This is a genomic window from Erwinia sp. JH02, assembly GCF_013074405.1.
GTDB classification, from domain to species: domain Bacteria; phylum Pseudomonadota; class Gammaproteobacteria; order Enterobacterales; family Enterobacteriaceae; genus Erwinia; species Erwinia rhapontici.
On the sequence record NZ_JABANZ010000002.1, the window covers coordinates 630,392 to 649,595 of the forward strand.

Consider the following 19,204-nt stretch of genomic DNA (forward strand, 5'->3'; position numbering starts at 1 on the left):
TACTCTTAGGCGATAACAATAAAATTAGCCTATGCTATATAAAACGGTTTTTATTTTATCAATCTGCGTGCATAATGCGCAGAAATCACCTGTTTTACTCGTTATACTTCACGTTACAGAAACATTCACTCTGTCCCTGTAACATGAATTATTGAGAGTAATAAATCGCAAAATATAATGTTAAAGGAGTCACCATGCTGACTAATGAAATGACCGCTCAGTTGAACGATCAACTGAATCTGGAATTCTATTCTGCCAACCTGTACCTGCAGATGAGCGCATGGTGCAACGACAAAGGCTTCGAGGGTGCGGCTGCGTTTATGCGTGAGCACTCCACAGAAGAGATGCAGCACATGCAGCGTCTGTTCAACTACCTGAGCGATACGGGCGCGATGCCGGTACTGGGCACCATTGAAGCCCCACCGGTCACCTTCAACTCCCTGCACGAAGTGCTGGAGCAGGCTTATCAGCACGAGCAGTTGATCACCGCTAAAATCAACGAACTGGCGCACGCAGCCATGACCACCCAGGACTACTCCACCTTTAACTTCCTGCAGTGGTATGTGTCTGAGCAGCACGAGGAAGAGAAGCTGTTCAAATCTGTACTGGATAAACTGGCACTGGTGGGTAACAGCGGTCAGGCCCTGTTCTTTGTGGATAAAGATTTGCAGAAACTGAGCGAACCTGGTGCACACCAGGCGTAATCGCTGACAAACGTCGCCCCTTTTTCAGGGACGACGTTTTTTTCCTTTTCTTGCTCTTTTACTCCCCTTTCCGCAATTTTTTCACCTGCTCCGCCGTCACATCGCTGGCCTGATTTCCCCAACTGTTGCGCACATAGTTACTCAGCTCGGCCACCTGTTGATCCGTCAGCCGCCAGCCAAATCCTGGCATTCGCATACCTGTCAATGCTCTTTCTGTCACCGCAGCCCGGCCTCCGTGCAAAATCATTGAAACCAGTGACGAAGGATCATCCCCCAACAGCGCCGGGTTACTTGCCAGTGCCGGGAAGGTGTGAGTGTATCCCCGACCATCGCTACGGTGGCAGGCGGCACAGTTATCCTGATACAGCACCGCCCCCGGGTATTGAGCTTCGGCATAATCTTCACTGGCTGGCGAAGAAGAGAATTTACCGGGAGGCAGGCTCTTCAGAAACACCGCAATAGCACTAAGATCCGCCGGCGTAAGATGCTGCGTACTCTGCTGCACCACATCGGCCATGGAACCAAATGCCATTGTGCGGTCGTTCTGCCCTGTTTTGAGGAAATTGATAATATCCTGCTGCGTCCAGCTCCCCAGCCCGCGAACGTTGTTGCCCCGCAGATCCGGTGCATGCCAGCCGTTAATGGTTCCTCCGGACAGATAGGCGCTGTCATTGTGGTCCAGCCCTTTTTCCTGCATCGCTATACCGCGTGGCGTATGGCAGCTACCGCAGTGCCCCGGAGCCATCACCAGCCAGGCGCCCCGGTTCCACTCGGCGCTTTTCAGCGGGTCGTTAAGATAGCGTTCATCGTCATGAAACATCATATTCCACACCCACAACGGCCAGCGTATATTTAACGGCCAGGGGATATCGCTTTTTCGGTTTTCCTGCCGGACGGCAGGAACCTCCTGTGTGAAGTACGTATACAGATCGTGCAGCTGCTGGTCGTCAAACTTGCTGAACGCGGTATAAGGCATCGCCGGATACAGATAATGACCATTCCGGGCCTTCCCCTCACGAAGCGCCCGCGCAAAATCCTGATAGCTGTATTGACCGATGCCGGTTTGTGCATCCGGGGTAATATTGGTGGAGTAAATAGCCCCGATGGGGGTATCCATCTTCAGTCCCCCGGCAAAAGGCGTGCCTTTTTCTGCGGTGTGGCAGGCTGCACAATCTGCCGCCAGGGCCAGATAGTGCCCCGGACTGATGCTGCCCTCAGGCACAGCGGCAATGCTGTTACTGGCCACTGCCAGCAGCACACACAGACCGTATTGTCTGATATTCATGGCTCACTCCCTGTCAGGCCTGCACCAGCGGTCCGGGCTGGGCGAAATATTGAGTACGGATGGCGTGCGCTGCCCACAGTGCAGTGGCGCAAACAATACCGGTGGGGTTGTAGGCAAGATTTTGAGGGAAGACAGATGCCCCCAGCACAAACAAATTGTGCACATCCCAGCTTTGCAAATATTTGTTCACCACACTGTTTTTCGGGTTATCACCCATCACTGTCCCCCCCGTGGTATGCGTGGACTGGTAAGGCCGCACATCATAGTGGTCACCGGGCTTCATAAAACCCGATTCAACCTGCTGTGCCCCCATTACACGGGCTATCTGCTCCGCTTTGCCTTGCATGAACTGCGTCATTTTCAGTTCATTCGGCTGCCAGTCAAACGTCATGCGCAGCAGCGGCTGGCCGTGGACATCCTTGTAGGTCGGGTCGAGGTCGAGATAACACTGTTTATACGGCATGACCGATCCCGATGAACCGATGGTCATGGTGTGCAGATAGTGCTGTTTGATGCTTTTTTTCCAGCCGCTGCCCCACTGCGGGGATGCCGCAGGCAACGGCATCTGCTGGATCGGCCGCCCGCCGCTGGTGGCAGCCCCGATGGTGGCGCCGCCAATAAAACCCAGCCCGCTCTGGTCAAAATTCCCGGCATTGAAATCATCAATAAACGTCCCGGTCACGCCAGAGGCGGCAAACGGATTAAAGTTATGCTTCTCGCCAAAGAACAGATTGAGGCTGCCATTCATCTGGTAAGCATAGTTACGGCCAACCACGCCCTCTCCGCTCTGCGCATTGTAGGGTTTACCTATCCCCGACAGCAGCAGCAGGCGAACGTTATGCAGCTGGAAGGCGCTGAGGATCACCAGATCCGCAGGCTGTTCATGCTGTACCCCCAGCTCATCCACCCAGGTCACGCCAGTGGCTTTTTTCCCACTGGCATCAGTATTAATACGCAACACCTGTGCCTGAGTGCGCAGCGAAAAGTTCGAAAACTGGCGAAGTGAAGGCAGGATAGTTGACTGCGGCGAGGCTTTGGAACCGTTGAAACAGCCGAAACGTTCACAGAACCCGCAGTAGTTGCAGACGCCCAGCTGCACACCATAAGGGTTCTTCCAGGCTTCGGTGCAGTTGGCTGCCGGAATAGGGAACGGGCTGTACCCCAGGCTTTCTGCCGCCCGGGCAAAAAGCTGCCCGGCATACTGTTGCTTCAGGGGCTTTGTCGGGTAAGGTGCACGCCGTGGCGCTTCAAACGGATTGCCCCCGGCGACGGTCTCCCCACGGAGGTTACCCACCTGCCCTGCTGTGCCGCAGATTTTTTCGAATTTCTCAAAGAAGGGTTCCAGCTCCTGATAACTCACCGGATAGTCCTGCAACGTCATATCCGCCGGGATCACGCTGGCCCCGTAACGTTCGGTGACGGTACTGTGCATCTTCAGGTCGGTTTCCCGAGGCCGCCACAGCATCCCGTTCCAGTGAACCCCCGCCCCGCCTACGCCGTTACCGGGCAGGAAAGAACCAAAGCGGCGGTAAGGCATGGCATGGTCGGCTGAGGTGTGGCGCACCGTCACCGTCTCACGCGCCGGGTTCTGGAACAGCTTCAGCCGGATACCGTAGGTCAGTTCATCCGTTATGCGCGGGTAAGCAAAGTCCGGCCAGGTATCGCGCTGTTCACCGCGCTCCAGTGCCAGGATATTCAGCCCGGTTTCCGCCAACTCGCGGGCCATCAGCGCCCCCGTCCAGCCAAACCCAACAATCACAACGTCAACCGGGGGGTGTTTGATTGTACTCATGCGCTGCGCCCCCGATAGCCAGAAATACTGACCGGAGGCAGCGGATAGGGTTTATTCGGGTTATCCATCTGATCCTGATAATCGGCACGTGCACCGGGGAAACCGATCAGCGTCCAGCTGGCCAGCGTCTGATTTCCGCCGTGCTGCGGGTCAGCCAAATAGCCCTCTTTGGTGTTATCCAGCAGTTGGGTAAAGAACAGCGCGCCAGGCAATCCGCTAAAGTTAAGTTCACCGGCTTCCAGCTGCGTTAACAGGGCATCCTGCTGCCGGGGTTTCAGGTCGGCAAAGTCTGCCTGCTCATGCTGCTGGCAGTGCTGGTCTATCGCGGCGATTCCCCGGCGGTAGATCTCGCGCGGTACCAGCGGTGACTGATATCCCAACTCCGGGATCGCCTCCGCAAACGGTGGCTGCATATACCACAGCTGACCGTGGCCGTAGGGTTGTTCCATCTGTCTGTCGATAAAAACCGGCACCCCTTCGCTAACGGCACCGGGGCCTAGCGCATCCTCCGGGATCAGTCGGCCGCAGGCGGCAATAATAAAGCGCCATTCACGGGGGTTAAACCACAAAGGAACCGGGCCAGGAGAGACGCCCTGCGCCGGGGCAGCCTGCGCACTGAGGGGAGCGACTCCGCGTCCCACCACCGTAGCCAGCGGGATAAACGCCAGCGATTGTTGCAGGAAACGTCGCCTGCCACGGGCAACATCATCATGATCTACCATTGTCTTCTTCCTGTGAATAGTCGGTATTCAGCCCGCACAGGGGCCAGTGCTGCAGCATAAAACCTTATTTTCTGCGGGGGATAGAATAGGCGACAAAGGAAGACGACGGGGGCGGGAAACGTGTTAGCAGATATGAGTTTGGATAAAGATTATTCCAGGATAATCGCTTCAGCTCATTGATAACCTCCATAATGAACAAAGGGTGCGAATCGCACCCTTTGTTCAGAGATTTATGGCGTCGGTTTCAGGGTAACCCAGTAACCTGGCTGATAATCAATCGGCAAGAACCGCTGATGGAACTCACGGAACGTAGCGTCCGGGTCGATATCTTTAAACAACTCCGGATGCAGCCATTTTGCCAGCATCTGAATCGCGACAAACTGATAAGGGCTGTCGTAGAACTGATGCCAGATAGCGTGTGCGTTACCGTTGGTGGCCACCGGCAACGTACGGAATGCCGGACGCGCCATCAGGGCGGTTAAACGCTGGGTCGCCAGCGTCACATCCGCACCTGGCCCGACACCCACCCAGCCACCGGCCGTATTGTAGTTTTTCCAGTTCGCACCGGTCACCACCACCACATCCGGACGCGAAGCGATAATCTGCTCAGGATTCAGCGTACCGAAGGTGCCTGGGATCAGCCCTTTGGCAATATTCGTTCCCCCTGCCACTTCGACCATACGGCCGAAGTTCTCGTCGCCGAAGGACATGCAGCACTCTTCGGTATAGCCACCGGCACGATCCAGCATCACTTTAGGACGCGGGCCCTGATAGTTTTTCAGGCGTTCGGTGACGATATCGATCTGCTGCTGACGGAAGGCGATGATCTCTTCCGCACGTTCAGGTTTACCAACCAGCTGCCCCATAATGCGGATGCTTTTCACCGCGTTCTCAAACGGCTTTTCGCGGAAATCGATAAACACCACCGGGATGCCCAGCTTGTCGAGTTTTTCCGTCAGTTTAGATTCATCGGTGGCCGCTTTCGATTCCAGGTTCATCAACACCAGATCGGGCTTCAGCGTCAGCGCCTGCTCAACGTTAAAGGTGCCATCTTTCGCGCCGCCGAAGGTCGGTAGTGAAGTAATGGACGGATATTTTTTGGCGTAGATCTGATAGCTGTCAAAATCCGCTTTTGGCAGATCGTCGCGCCAGCCCACCACACGCTGGAACGGTGCATCGGTATCAAAGGCCGCAAGCAGGTAGATCTGCCGCCCTTCACCGAGGATCACGCGTTTCACTTCGGATTTGATTTCGACCTTACGGCCGCTGACATCTTCCACCACAAACGGTGCCGCCAGCAGGCTGGCCGACGCGAACAAACCGCCAGCAAAGATCACTGCTTTACCCCAGAACGTCATAGCACTCTCCACAGAGGAAATAATAATTATTCTCAATCTCAATTTTGCTGAGGAATGCTACGACGAGGCCGGGGTTATTACAATATGTGTCAGGAAATTTCGCATGAGGATGAGAAGGTAAAACGGTAGAACTTCGTGTCCACCGTCATCACCGGGAAGCTGACGGGTAGCTCCGTCACCGGGATCTCGCTAAAACCGTTTTTCTCGTAAAAACGGTGTGCCGCGAGAAACTTCGCGGTGGTTCCAAGGAAGATATCGTCCACCCTCCGGTGTCGTGCATGCATCATCAGGGTGTTAAGCAACGCAGACGCCACCCCCCACTCCCGCCCGCGATACGGCGCGGCAACAAACATCTTACGCAGCGCCGTTTGCTGTTGACCTATATCTTTCAGACCAATACAGCCCACCACGCGTTCACCAATCTGCGCCAGCCAGAAATCACCGTTTCCCTGCTGATAAAAATGGCCGATATCGCTGAGATCCGGCTGCTGTGCTGCCGTGATGGCAATGCCAAACTCCTCATTCTGGATCGGCAGGATAAGCTGTACGACGCCAGGCTGGTATTCCGATCGGTAGCGCTGGATAGTGATAAGCTCGGTGGGCATCATGCGTGGCTCCGCTGGGGTTAAGATCATTCGGCGATGCAGATTAATCTATCGCTTTTACTAATACCTTGGCGAATGAAAAATCCCCACAGGGAGATTAAATGCTCTCCGGCTATTCTGTTCGCGACTCATTGTTGGGCGCTTAAAAATCATAGTAAACCGATAGCCAGGTCTGGTCTGGGTCATTGTCAGACGCTGCGGTGAAGGTGTGTTCCAGATAAATGGAGAAGCCATAAGCCAGCTGCGTGTAAACCCCCAGATATCCATGATTCGCATGATAATTTTCATTTCCCTGCAAGCGCAGCGTATCCACCGCAAAATAGGGCTGAACGGAGTGAAGATAACGCTTGTCGATCGGAAAGGTATAACCGGCAAAGGCCTCCAGCCCATAACCGCGTCGCGCAAAATAGTTGTCGGTGCTCTGCCGTATCGTGGCAGGAACATAATGTCGATACAGGGTGGCAGTTTCGACCAGATACCAGTTGCCCGGCTGCCAGGTCATGGCAGCGCCGCTAAACTGCTGGCGATAACCGCGTTGTTTTCTGCCCGAACCTCTGACCGTGGCGTTGGTCTGATTCCAGCTGGCGCTCATCGTCAGATCTTTTGCCATCTGATAGTCAACACCAATGCCACCACCGCGTTTGCGTCGGTAATACTGGCTGTCACCCAACACCAGTTCATCCTGCGGCAGCAAATAGTCAACAAAGAGCGTCAGGTCACCGAAGATGTTGGTGTACTTCAGACTATTGCGTGGGCGTTCTCCCCCGTCATAGTCCCCACCGACGCCAATCCAGTTAGCACTGGCATGCCCGTCATTGTCCCAAACGTCACTTTTTATCCCAATCGTGTCGTAATAGACGCTGTACTGGTGTCCAAAAGTGAGCGTACCGTAGCGGTCATCTTTAATGCCACCAAACAGCTTACGCTGAATCCCCCAGTTATTGTCATGATCGTAGTGGTGCTTCAGCCCGAGTACATGTGCCGTATCCACACCCAGTGAATAGAAGCCGATAACCGATGTGCCGGGCCTGAGCAGGTAATCGACGCTGAAGCGAAAACGCGTACCGCCATCATGCCCACCGTGGTTATCTTCTCCCTTATGCCAGATAAACTCCGGGCGAATACTGCCGCTGATGCCAAGACTCAGTGGGGATAACCACGGATCGGTGAAGGTGTTTTTTTTCAGCACGGTGATCGTCGCACAGGCCGAAGATGACGCAAGAACCAGCATTACGATAGCCAGCGCCTTCCCTGTTTTTTGCATCCTGAATATCACCTTATTGCTCCAACCAGCCCACTGCCGGGAGTTCTGCCAGGCGACATCATCAATAAATAGCGTTTTTCCCGCGTGTGTTTTAGTGGGATGTGCGGTGCTTAGTTCTCTTTTTGTGAATGGCAGCAATGAAGACGGAATAAGCGCGCCAGCTCTGCCCCCATCGGCGTCAGCGTACTGTCCTTCCGCTGAATGAGATAAAACGTGGCATTGGGCAGCACCTCTTTAATATTCAGCGCCACCAGCTGGTTGCCGAGGATCGGGTCGCCGATCACATCACTGGAGAGAATACTGACAAAATCACTCTGTGCGATCAGGCTGGTGCAGGCCATAAAGGTTTCGCAGGTGACGCTGATCGCCGGGGCCATGCCCATATCGTGCAGCAGATCATGCAGCAGGCGATAATAGCTACCGCGTGGCGTTGGCATCGTCCAGTCGCAGTGCTGCAATTCCGCCAGCGACGTCACGTGCTCACACGGATGCCCTTTGCGCACCACGACGCGATATTCGCGCTCCATCAGCCTTTCATAGCTCAGCTCGCTGTCCAGATGACCGGGATAGGATGTGTTGATAGTGAAATCCAGCTCGCCCTGTCGCAGCTCAGGGATCATTGAGACCAGTTGCCCTTCCACAATGCGGATCTTCACATTGGGAAACTGGCGACGAAACTGGGTGATCACCTGTGGCATCAGCGTTCGCGCAATGCTGCCGCCCACACCGATGTTCACCGTGCCACCCGCCAGCCCCAGCCGCTGCTGAATGTCCTCCTGCGCAACGCGCAACTCTTCAAGGACCAGGCTCGCATGTTGAAAAAAGTTATCACCAATCTCGGTGAGCGCCACGCCCTGACTGCGCCGGATAAACAACCTTGCACCCAGCACCTCCTCCAGCTCCTGAATCGATTTAGTCAGCGCGGGCTGTGACAACCCGGCGGCCCGGCTGGCAGCACGAATGCTGCCGTGACGGGCAACGTCAACAAAAGCGCGTAGCTGGTGTAACTTGATGGAGGCAGGCATAGGTTTTCCTTATGTGATAACCGCTGATTATCAGTCACAAGATATTGGCATCTTCTGCCCGTGGATTCCATTGTGTAGAACAGAAAGTAATAACACTGAAATCATGATGCCCAATCAGAAGGATGACCCATGCACCAGGCTATTGCTGACTTTGTGAAAGAGATTGCACCCCGTCTACAGGCGCGGCGGCGTGACCTGCATAAATTTGCCGAATCCGGCTGGCTGGAGTTCCGCACCGCCACCCTCGTGGCCGCCGAACTCCATCGACTTGGCTATCAGCTCCAGCTGGGTAAAGAGGTGGTGAAGGCCGAAGCGCGCATGGGCCTGCCTGCGCCGGAGGTACTGGCGCAACACGAACAGCGTGCACGGGAACAGGGGGCGCTGCCGGAGTGGCTGCCGCACTTCTCCGGCGGTTTCTGCGCGATTGTCGCCACGCTGGCGACTGGCCGCCCCGGCCCGGTGATGGCATTCCGCGTGGATATGGATGCGCTGGACGTGATTGAAAACCAGACGGAGGAGCATCGCCCGCACGCCGAGGGCTTTGGCTCCGTCAATGCAGGCATGATGCACGCCTGCGGCCACGACGGCCACACCACCATCGGCCTTGGCCTGGCGCAGGTCCTGAAGCAGTTCGAAGCCGAACTGAGCGGCACCATCAAGCTGATTTTCCAGCCAGCAGAGGAAGGCACTCGCGGCGCAAAATCGATGGTCGAAGCGGGCGTGGTCGATGACGTCGACTTCTTTACCGCCATCCATATCGGCACCGGCGTTCCAGCGGGTGAACTGGTGTGCGGCAGCGATAACTTTATGGCCACCACCAAGCTCGACGTCAGCTTCCGTGGCAATGCTGCCCATGCGGGTGCTCGCCCCGAAGAGGGCAGCAACGCGCTGCTGGCCGCCGCACAGGCCACGCTGGGATTGCACACCCTGACCCAGCACAGCGGCGGCAGCGCCCGTGTCAACGTTGGCGTCTTGCAGGCAGGTACCGGGCGTAACGTCGTCGCTGACCGTGCAATGATGAAAGTGGAAACCCGTGGCGCAACCAATGAAATCAACGATTTTATCTACCAGCGTGCGCTGCAAACCCTGAAAGGGGCGGCAGAGATGTACGGCGTGGAGCATCAGGTCACGCTGATGGGCGCGGCGCGCAGCAGCCAGCCCACCGCCCCATGGGTGCGTTATATTCGCCACCAGGCGAGGCATATTCCCGAGCTGACCTCGCGGGTCGACAAGCGCGGTGTGGCGGCCGGATCGGAAGATGCCACCTACATGATGGAGCGGGTCAAGCAGCACGGCGGGCAGGCTTCCTACATCATTTTCGGCACCGAACTGAGCGCCGGGCACCACAACGAAAAATTCGACTTCAATGAGCAGGTGATGGCGGTGGCGGTGAAAACCCTCGCGGCGATTGCACTCAATATTGCTGAATTCGAAGCGGAGGCGTGATGAACCAGGCAATGAATGACTTTGTGGCGCACTACATCGACCAGCACCAGGCGCGATTCAGCGCATTAAGCGATGCCATCTGGGACCAGCCAGAAACGCGCTTTACCGAAACCTTCGCCGCCGGGCTGCTCTCCGGGGCACTGGAACAGGAAGGTTTTAGCATTGAACAGGCGGCGGGTGGCATTGAAACTGCGTTTATCGCCAGCTACGGGAAGGGTCAGCCGGTGATTGCCCTGCTGGGTGAGTATGACGCGCTGGCCGGGCTGAGCCAGCAGGCGGGATGCAGCACGCGCACGCCGCTGGTCACGGATGGCAACGGCCACGGCTGCGGCCACAATCTGTTGGGCACTGCCGCGCTGGCGGCGGCCTGTGCGGTCAAGGCCTGGCTGCAACAGAACAGCGCAACAGGCACGATCCGCTTTTACGGCTGCCCCGGCGAAGAGGGTGGCTCCGGTAAAACCTTTATGGTGCGTGAAGGGCTGTTCGACGATGTCGATGCCGCGCTGACCTGGCACCCCGAGGGCTTCAGCGGCATGTTTAATACCGCCACCCTCGCCAATATCCAGGCGGCGTTTCACTTCAGCGGCGTCGCCTCTCATGCGGCCAATGCACCGCACCTCGGACGCAGCGCGCTGGATGCCATCACATTGATGAATACCGGCGCTAACTTCCTGCGCGAACACATTATTCCTGAAGCGCGGCTGCACTATGCGGTGACCAACAGCGGCGGCAGTTCCCCCAATGTGGTGCAGGCGGAGGCAGAAGTACTGTATCTGGTGCGCGCACCGCAGCTTGACCAGCTGGAGGATATTTACCAGCGGGTAACCGATATCGCCCGTGGCGCCGCACTGATGACAGGTACGCAGATGAGCGTGCGCTTTGAAAAAGCCTGCTCCAACTATCAGCCCAACCGGGTGCTGGAACAGCTGATGTATCGCCAGCTCACGCATTTTGGATTGCCCGATTATACCGACGAAGAACGCCAGTTTGCCGCCGATATTCGCCAGACGCTGAACGCCGACGATCTGCGTAACGCCCGGCTGAACGCTGCGCGTACCGGGGGGAGTGCGGGCCACGCCTGGGTAGAGGCGCTGGGCGATCGCGTGCTGATGGAGAGCGTTGCTCCGTACTGCGCCAGCGAAGAGGTGCTGTACGGCTCAACCGATGTGGGTGACGTCAGTTGGGTGGCACCGACCGCACAGTGTTTTACCCCCTGTTTTGCCTTCGGCACGGCACTGCACAGCTGGCAGTTAGTGGCCCAGGGCCGCACCCCGATTGCCCATAAAGGCATGTGTCTTGCAGGTAAAACCCTGGCGGCAACCGCGCTGGCATTATTCAGCGATGCGGATGTCCTGGATAATGCGCAGCAGGAGTTCCGTCAGCAGCGGGCCAGACAGCCTTACCACTGCCCCATTCCGGCAGGCGTTAAACCAACGCCGCTGGCGTAACGATATTCGACGTTCCCGGAGGCCTGGCTCGATCCCGGCCCCGTTAAAAAAATAACACGCAAACACCATCATAACGACGACAAGGCAATAGGGTTAATCAATGAGCGAAACAACAGCGGCCAACAAAAGCCCGGGAAAGATTTTTTACTGGATTGAACGCATCGGCAACAAGATACCTAATCCGTTTCTGTTATTTGTTTATCTGATTGCTGTACTGATGATATCGACCGCGCTGCTCTCCTGGTTCGGCGTGGCGGTGAAAAATCCGGCCAGCGGTAAGATGGTCGAGGTCAAAAACCTGCTGAGCGTGGCGGGCATCCAGTGGGTCCTGCCGAATATCATCAAAAACTTCAGCGGCTTTGCCCCGCTGGGTTCGATCCTCGCGCTGATGATTGGTGCCGGACTGGCCGAAAAAACCGGGCTGTTGCAGGCACTGATGAATAAGATGGCCTCGTTTGTCAGCGCCCGCTACGCCAGTTATATGGTGCTGTTTATCGCCTTCTTCAGCCATATTTCGTCGGATGCTGCACTGGTGGTGATGCCGCCACTGGGTGCCCTGATGTTTATTGCCGTCGGTCGTCATCCGGTCGCCGGGCTGCTTGCCGCAATTGCCGGGGTGGCTTCCGGCTTTACCGCCAACCTGCTGATTGTGACCACCGATGTGCTGCTCTCGGGCATCAGCAGTGAGGCGGCCAAAGCGGTGAGCGATACCGTACACGTCAGCGTCATCGATAACTGGTTCTTTATGGCCAGCTCGGTGATCGTGCTGACCTTCGCGGGCGGGCTGCTGACGGATAAGTTTGTTGAACCCCGCCTGCCCGCCTGGCAGGGAGACAGTGAAGAGAAGCTCGCCAGCCTGACACCGTTGCAGAACCGTGGCCTGCTGATGAGTGCGCTGGCGGCAGTCGTGTTTATCGGTCTGGTGGCGCTGATGGTGGTACCTGAAGGGGCGATGCTGCGCAATCCGGGCAGCGGCGCGATCATCCCTTCGCCGTTTATTCAGGGCATTGTGCCGCTGATTATTCTGTTCTTCTTTGTGGTGGCGATCACTTACGGCGTGGCGACAAAGCAGATCACCCGCCCGGATGATGTACCTGCCCTGCTGATTGAACCGATGAAAAGCATGGCCGGATTTATCGTGATGGTGTTCCCGCTCGCCCAGTTTGTCGCGATGTTTAACTGGAGCAATATGGGCACATTTATGGCGGTGGGGCTGACGGATGTGCTGGAGCAAATGTCCATGACCGGCGCACCGGCGTTTATCGGGCTGATGTTCCTGTCGGCGTTTCTTTGCATGTTTATCGCCAGTGGGTCAGCTATCTGGTCGATCCTGGCACCAATTTTCGTGCCGATGTTTATGCTGCTTGGCTTCCACCCGGCCTTCGCACAGATGATTTTCCGCATCGCTGACTCTGCTGTGTTGCCGCTGTCGCCAATGTCACCGTTCCTGCCGCTGTTCCTTGGCTTCCTGCAACGCTACCGCAAAGACGCGCAGCTCGGGACCTATTACACGCTGATTATGCCGTATCCGCTGGTGTTTTTTGCCGTGTGGATTGCGCTGCTGCTGGCGTGGTATGCGCTGGGGCTGCCGATTGGGCCGGGGGTATATCCGGTGTTGCCGTAGGGGGCGTGACGCCTGCCGCAAGCGCGGATTCCAAAGGGCGGGGCGACTGCCGCCCTTTGGTCGCTTCGCCCACAAAGTGGGAAAGCGAAACGCCCTTGGCCTGGCCGTTAATCTTGACCTGCCGTTGACCGTAAACGCCGTAAGATAACGGTTTAAACCTGCCACGGCAGCACGCCACGATGACGTCGTGCCAGCCATGACGCCAGCAGCATCAGCAGCACCACCAGCAGGATCATCAAACAGCCAACGGCGGCGGCCAGCGTTGAGGAACCGCCCTCATCGAGGAAGACAATCGTCGGCCCGAGGGTCTGGGTTGTGGAGGTCACCAACAGAATCGATACCTGAATTTCGTTCAGCGCGGTCAGGAATACCAGAATCGCCCCGGCAATCGCCGAAGGCGCCACCAGCGGCAGCACAATGTCACGCATGCGCCGCAGAAACCCCGCTCCCGCCAGCTGTGCGGCTTCATCCAGCGAACGCTCGATGCGGGCAAAACCGGCCAGCGTTGGCCGTAGCACCAGCGCCAGAAAGTTGGAAAGATAGGCCGCGAGAATAATCCACACCGTGCCGTAAAGACTGACATTCACCAGCGGCAACGGTTTCAGGAAGAACAGCAGCGCGGCAATCCCGGTCACCACACCAGGCAAAGCGTAAGCCAGTTCGCTGGAGAGATGCAGCACCCGTACCAGGCGACTGCGGCGCCAGCTGAGGAAACAGGCCATAAACAGCGCCATCACCGTGAGGATCGCCACTGCCAGCAGCGTCAGGCCCAGACTGGTGAGAAAAGCATGACGCACTGCGGGGTAGTCAAACAGCGCATTGCGGTAGTTAAGCAGCGTCAGTGATTGCAGGTTCAGTGACTGACCAAAACCCTGCGTCAACGAGGTGGTCAGCAGCGCCGAGAGCGGCAGCAGCAGGATCAGCACCATCAGCAACCATACCGCACACTCCACCGGCAGACGCCAGCGCCCGAGGGACTGAGTGAACGGCTGCGTGCTGCCATTCACGCGCACATCGCGTCGCCCGCCCAGCAGATTACTGACCAGCATACCGCCCAAAGTGATCGCCGCCAGCAGTAGCGAGAGCACCGCCATATCAGGCAATGCGCCCGGTCCGGTGGTATTAAGCTGCTGATAAACCAGCGTGATCAACGTGGGCACCCGGCCAGGAATACCGAGCATAGCCTGAATACCAAAGTTGCCTGCCGCCGCCACAAACGACAGCGCCGCACCGGCAAAGATCGCCGGACGCGCCAGCGGCAGGACCACCGTCAACAGAACGTGCAGCGGCGATGCGCCGGTAATGCGAGCCGCCTCCACCAGTTCAGCAGGCAGACGTTGCAACCCGGCGCGCACCGCCAGAAACACCAGCGGCGCATTGTGCAGGCCGAGCAGCAGAATAATACCACCCAGTGAATAGAGCGGCGGTGGCCCGCCGCTGTCAAACGGCAACCCAAGGGCCACCAGCGCCTGCATCACCAGACTGGACGGCGACAGCGCCTGTACCCACGCAAGCGCCGTGACCTGTGGGGGGATCATCAGTGGCAGGATAAACGCAAAGACCCATGCCGCTTTCGCACGCATATTACTCAGCGCCACCAGCCAGGCAGCCAGCGTACCCAGCAGCAGCGCCAGTGCCGTCGAGGCCAGCGCAATCAGCAGCGTGTTGCCCGTTGCACGCAGCACCCGCGGGGTGGCCAGCAGCTCAAACAGACGCTGACTGTCCGGCACACCCTGCGGCGCCACGGCGGCCCAGACCAGCCGCGCCAGCGGGGCCACCGACAGCAGGCCGATCATCAGCGCCAGCAGCCACAGCACCCAGTGCTCGCTGCCAGGCAGACGCAACCTGCGCTGCCCCGGCAGGCTGCGCGTCAGAGAAGGCAGCACGCTCATCCTTTAGCCACCAAAAATTTCAGTGAATTTATCCCGCACCTGCTTATCGTCGGCCACCGCTTTATCGGTATCCAGCGTCAGCAGTTTGATGCTCTCCATCGGCGCAAAGCCTTCCGGCGCAGCCACACGTTTGTCGACAGGACGGTTCCCCTGGGTCGCGACTAACTGCTGACCTTTCTCCGACAGCATAAAGCTGACGAAGACTTTGGCAGCCGCAACGTTATGTGCCCCTTTGAGGATCGCCACCGGCTCTGTCACATAGGACACGCCTTCCTGCGGATAGACCAGGTCCACCGGGGATCCCTGCTTCTTAGCACGGATGATATCGGCATCGGTGATCACGCCATATTTCGCCATGCCGCTGGCCACCGCTTTCAGCGCCGGGCCGTTGCCACCTTCCGGGGTCACGCCGTTCGCGGCCAGCTTCTGATAAAAATCCCAGCCAATCGTCGGCGTATTGATCACCGTGTGCAGATGATAGAGCGCCGCACCGGAGTAAAGCGGGCTTGGCACCGCCACCTGCCCCCGGTTATCTGCCGCCGTCAACGCCATCCAGCTGTTTACCGGTTTGGCCTTTTGGGTGTTATAGCCAATCACCGTGGCGATGATTTTGGTGCCAAACCAGGTCTTATCTTTGTCATAGAAATCAGGGCTGATGTTGCTGACCGGCGCATCCGGCCAGGCCATCAGTTTGCCCTCTTTTTTCAGCGCGCCGAGGTTAATGGCATCTGCCACCAGCAGCACATCGGCTTTCACCTCACCGCTCATCATTTCGGTCCGCAGCACGTTCATCAATTGCGTGGTGCCGTTACGCGTCCAGGACACCTCGATGCCGGGGTTCGCCGCTTTAAAGGCATCCATGGTTTGCTGGGCAATTTCCGGTGCCTGCGAGGTATACACCACCAGTTTGCCATCGGCCGCCAGGGTGGACAGTGAAGAGAAGCCCACCAGCAGCGCCAGAATTTTTATCGTGTTACGCATATCCCTGAAGTCCTTTAAGTGATGGTAAATGAGAGAAAAATTAAGCGGGAATGACCCAGCCATCAACGACCGACAGCTTCAGGCGCTCACCCGTCTGCCACAGTGGCGCATCGGTAAGCATCAGGGTCAGGCGGTTTTCCGGGTCAGCCTCCGGCGCGATCTCCAACTGGCGGTAACTGCCACGGTAAATCACCCGCTGAATAGTGCCCCAGAAGCCCGGCTGTTCTTCCGTTGCCAGACGTAAATCGGCTGCATGCAAACAGATTTTCCCAACAGGCAGTACGGGCTGTTGGGGGCTGGCACGCAGGGAGATGCGCTGTCCGTAAAGCGTGACCCAGGCGCGGCCGTGTCCGTCCGCTTCAATATCGCTGACGGTGACCACGCGGCCATCGTCAATAAAGCGCGCCACCATTTCACAGGCGGGCTGGCGGTAGAGAGTTTGCGGGCTGGCGAACTGCATCACCTGCCCGGCGTGCATCACCACAATGCGGTCGGCCAGCGCCATCGCTTCATGCTGATCGTGAGTGATATACAACAGCGTGGCACCAGAGTGCTGGTGAAAGCGGGTGAATTCCTCTTCCATGGTGGCGCGCAGATGCACATCGAGGTTGGCCAGAGGCTCGTCGAGCAGCACCACCTGAGGACGCGTTACCAGACAGCGGGCCAGTGCCACACGCTGCCGCTGGCCGCCTGAGAGATCGGCCGGCTTACGTTCGGCCATTCCTTCCAACCCGACCTGTAACAGAGCCGCAACCACCCGCTGCTGACGCAGCTCACGTGCCATCCCTTTCACTTTCAGACCGTATTCCACGTTTTCCGCCACTGACATATGCGGCCACAGCGCGTAGTTCTGAAAGACAATGCTCAGATCGCGCTGTTCCGGCGGCAGATGCTGCCCCGGCGCGCTGTAACAGCGTTCACCTATGCTGATCGTTCCCGCATCCGGGGTTTCAAAACCGGCCAGCGTACGCAACAGAGTGGTCTTACCGCAGCCGGAAGGGCCGAGTACCGCAATAAATTCACCGTGTTCAATATGGAGTGACACATCGCGCAGCACCGGCTGCGAACCAAAGGATTTACACAGGTTGTCGATCAGGATCGCAGACATAAATGCAGTTCAGCTCCGTCAGTCACAGTAACGCGTTAAAACATACTGAGCGTAGATGACAGGCAGGTGACAGTGCGATAGCGAACGGCAGTGACGTTGCTGACCAGGGCGGGTCAGGCGTGCCTGACCCCTACAGAATGCTGCGGGTTGTTGGAATGGGCCGGGCGTGCCTGACCCCTGCGGAATGCTGCGGATTGTCAGGACGGGCCAGGCGTGCCTGACCCCTACGGAATGCTGCGGGTTGTTGGAATGGGCCGGACGTGCCTGACCCCTGCGGAATGCTGCGGGTTGTTGGAATGGGCCAGGCGTGCCTGACCCCTGCGGAATGCTGCGGATTGTCAGGACGGGTCAGGCGTGCCTGACCCCTACGGAATGCTGCGGGTTGTTGGAATGGGCCGGACGTGCCTGACCCCTGCGGAATGCTGCGGGTTGTTGGAATGGGCCGGGCGTGCCTGACCCCTACGGAATGCTGCGGGTTGTTGGAATGGGCCGGACGTGCCTGACCCCTGCGGAATGCTGCGGGTTGTTGGAATGGGCCGGGCGTGCCTGACCCCTACGGAATGCTGCGGGTTGTTGGAATGGGCCAGGCGTGCCTGACCCCTGCGGAATGCTGCGGGTTGTTGGAATGGGCCAGGCGTGCCTGACCCCGCCGTAGGGGCGGGGCATGCCCCGCCCGAAGCGATGCAGGGTTATTCCACGATCGGAGTTTTGGTTTTGTTCAGGGCCTTCATAAAGGCATCATCAAGGTGCAGGTGCTGTTTCACCAGCGCCGGAGGGGTCAGTGCCAGCCACTGATTAAGCGACAGATCCGCATAATAATCGCTTTTAAACAGCTCTAAAAAACGCAGCGGTTTATCACCGGTGTTCTCGATGTAGTGGCCCATGGCAAACGGCACATAGCCGACATCACCGGCGCGAAAATCAAAGGTTCGCGCCTCACCCGAGGAAGCAAACACCCCCATGCGCCCTTCCCCTTCCAGATAGTACTGCCACTCATCGTTATTCGGATGCCAGTGCAGCTCACGCATCGCCCCCGGCAGTAACTCCACCAGCGCGGCGGCGACGGTTTTCGAGATTTTAAAGTTGGAGGAGTCGGTAATGCGCACCGTCCCGCCTTTCAGCTTAATCGGCGTTTGCGCCATCATACGATGGCTAAACTTCAGCGTAGAAGGTTTTGCTCCGGCGATGGCATCGGCACTGAGCGCTCCCGGCACCTGCCCGGCAAAAATATACTCGTCAGACGGTGACGGCAGCGAGCTGAAGGTGCTGGCAGGCACACCGAAGTTTTTCGCCAACACGTCCGGGGGAATATGTTTGAACCAGTCACTGAGTAAAAACGTGCTGTCTTCATCGAAGTTGCCGTCGTCGAAAGCCAGCAAAAACTCGCAGCCATCCGGCCCCAGTCCCTGAATCGAGTGCGGCATACCTGACGGGAAATACCACAAATCGCCCACGCCGACATCATCCACAAACCAGCCACCCTCGGTATCCAGCGCGGTAATGCGCGCATTGCCATACAGCATATAGGCCCACTCGCCCTCTTTATGCCAGTGCAGCTCACGGATACCACCGCTGTTCAGACGCATATCCACACCCGCAATAGTGGTCGAGATCCCCAGCTCGCGCTGAGTCACCTGGCGAGTCCATCCGCCGCTGCCTTTGCGCACATGCGCGTCGCTGAAGGAAAAACGCAAATTCGGTAAGGTGCCGCTATCGGTCGCCGGGGGATTTACAATGTCAGGGTTTTCCCCCTCACGGATCGGGTCTCGCGGGCCGGGATCGGTGCCGCCCATTTTCCCATTCCAGGGCTGGGCTGCGGGCTGTTCGTGAGCATGAACCGTACCGGCGGCCAGCGCCACGGTACCACCGGCGGCAAAAGCCATAAAACTGCGACGTGAAAGAGGATTCATCCTTTGATTTCCTTATGTCAGTCAAAATAAACATTTTTTA

15 protein-coding genes are annotated in these 19,204 nt (G+C 57.6%); 4 read left to right on the forward strand and 11 right to left on the reverse strand.

Features of this window, described 5'->3' with window-relative positions; genetic code table 11:
- The first annotated feature begins 194 nt into the window (after positions 1-194).
- Positions 195-704 carry a non-heme ferritin gene (ftnA, locus tag HHI26_RS07655; RefSeq protein WP_133843710.1) on the forward strand — a complete coding sequence of 170 codons (510 nt, stop codon included), beginning with the start codon at positions 195-197 and terminating at the stop codon, positions 702-704.
- Between the two features lie 58 nt (positions 705-762).
- Here ftnA and HHI26_RS07660 read toward each other — a convergent pair whose 3' ends face one another.
- The 7 genes from HHI26_RS07660 to HHI26_RS07690 form a co-directional block, all read right to left on the reverse strand.
- The gene (locus HHI26_RS07660) at positions 763-1,989 is read right to left on the reverse strand and encodes a cytochrome c (RefSeq protein WP_171148867.1); all 1,227 of its coding nucleotides are present in this window, start codon (positions 1,987-1,989) and stop codon (positions 763-765) included.
- A gap of 13 nt (positions 1,990-2,002) precedes the next feature.
- Complete coding sequence (locus tag HHI26_RS07665; protein WP_133843714.1) at positions 2,003-3,781, reverse strand: GMC family oxidoreductase; 1,779 nt, start codon at positions 3,779-3,781, stop codon at positions 2,003-2,005.
- Positions 3,778-4,503 (reverse strand): gluconate 2-dehydrogenase subunit 3 family protein, encoded by a 726-nt coding sequence (locus HHI26_RS07670; RefSeq protein ID WP_133843716.1) that lies wholly within the window; start codon positions 4,501-4,503, stop codon positions 3,778-3,780. Before HHI26_RS07670 ends, HHI26_RS07665 begins: the two co-directional genes overlap by 4 nt.
- A gap of 230 nt (positions 4,504-4,733) precedes the next feature.
- On the reverse strand, positions 4,734-5,861 hold the full coding sequence (locus tag HHI26_RS07675) for an ABC transporter substrate-binding protein (RefSeq protein WP_133843718.1): 1,128 nt from the start codon (positions 5,859-5,861) through the stop codon (positions 4,734-4,736).
- Between the two features lie 89 nt (positions 5,862-5,950).
- Positions 5,951-6,469, reverse strand: a complete 519-nt coding sequence (locus HHI26_RS07680; RefSeq protein ID WP_133843721.1) for a GNAT family N-acetyltransferase — start codon at positions 6,467-6,469, stop codon at positions 5,951-5,953.
- Between the two features lie 139 nt (positions 6,470-6,608).
- Complete coding sequence (locus HHI26_RS07685; RefSeq protein ID WP_241008237.1) at positions 6,609-7,730, reverse strand: porin; 1,122 nt, start codon at positions 7,728-7,730, stop codon at positions 6,609-6,611.
- Between the two features lie 110 nt (positions 7,731-7,840).
- Positions 7,841-8,755 (reverse strand): LysR family transcriptional regulator, encoded by a 915-nt coding sequence (locus HHI26_RS07690; RefSeq protein ID WP_133843723.1) that lies wholly within the window; start codon positions 8,753-8,755, stop codon positions 7,841-7,843.
- 129 nt (positions 8,756-8,884) lie between these two features.
- Between HHI26_RS07690 and HHI26_RS07695 the strand changes: the two genes are divergently transcribed.
- The 3 genes from HHI26_RS07695 (at position 8,885) to abgT (ending at position 13,273) form a co-directional block, all read left to right on the forward strand.
- On the forward strand, positions 8,885-10,201 hold the full coding sequence (locus HHI26_RS07695) for an amidohydrolase (protein ID WP_159337371.1): 1,317 nt from the start codon (positions 8,885-8,887) through the stop codon (positions 10,199-10,201).
- Positions 10,201-11,649: a M20 family metallopeptidase gene (locus tag HHI26_RS07700; RefSeq protein WP_241008238.1), complete on the forward strand. Its 1,449-nt coding sequence runs from the start codon at positions 10,201-10,203 to the stop codon at positions 11,647-11,649. Before HHI26_RS07695 ends, HHI26_RS07700 begins: the two co-directional genes overlap by 1 nt.
- Before the next feature lie 100 nt (positions 11,650-11,749).
- Complete coding sequence (gene abgT / locus HHI26_RS07705; protein ID WP_133843727.1) at positions 11,750-13,273, forward strand: p-aminobenzoyl-glutamate transporter; 1,524 nt, start codon at positions 11,750-11,752, stop codon at positions 13,271-13,273.
- Positions 13,274-13,425: 152 nt separating this feature from the next.
- Here the strand turns inward: abgT and HHI26_RS07710 are convergent, their stop codons facing one another.
- From HHI26_RS07710 to HHI26_RS07725, 4 genes are all read right to left on the reverse strand, one after another.
- Positions 13,426-15,165, reverse strand: a complete 1,740-nt coding sequence (locus HHI26_RS07710) for an iron ABC transporter permease (protein WP_171148868.1) — start codon at positions 15,163-15,165, stop codon at positions 13,426-13,428.
- 3 nt (positions 15,166-15,168) lie between these two features.
- Positions 15,169-16,146: an ABC transporter substrate-binding protein gene (locus tag HHI26_RS07715; protein WP_171148869.1), complete on the reverse strand. Its 978-nt coding sequence runs from the start codon at positions 16,144-16,146 to the stop codon at positions 15,169-15,171.
- 40 nt (positions 16,147-16,186) lie between these two features.
- Complete coding sequence (locus HHI26_RS07720; RefSeq protein WP_159337369.1) at positions 16,187-17,254, reverse strand: ABC transporter ATP-binding protein; 1,068 nt, start codon at positions 17,252-17,254, stop codon at positions 16,187-16,189.
- A 689-nt stretch (positions 17,255-17,943) separates the two neighbouring features.
- On the reverse strand, positions 17,944-19,164 hold the full coding sequence (locus tag HHI26_RS07725; RefSeq protein WP_159337368.1) for an oxalate decarboxylase family bicupin: 1,221 nt from the start codon (positions 19,162-19,164) through the stop codon (positions 17,944-17,946).
- Positions 19,165-19,204: the final 40 nt, after the last annotated feature.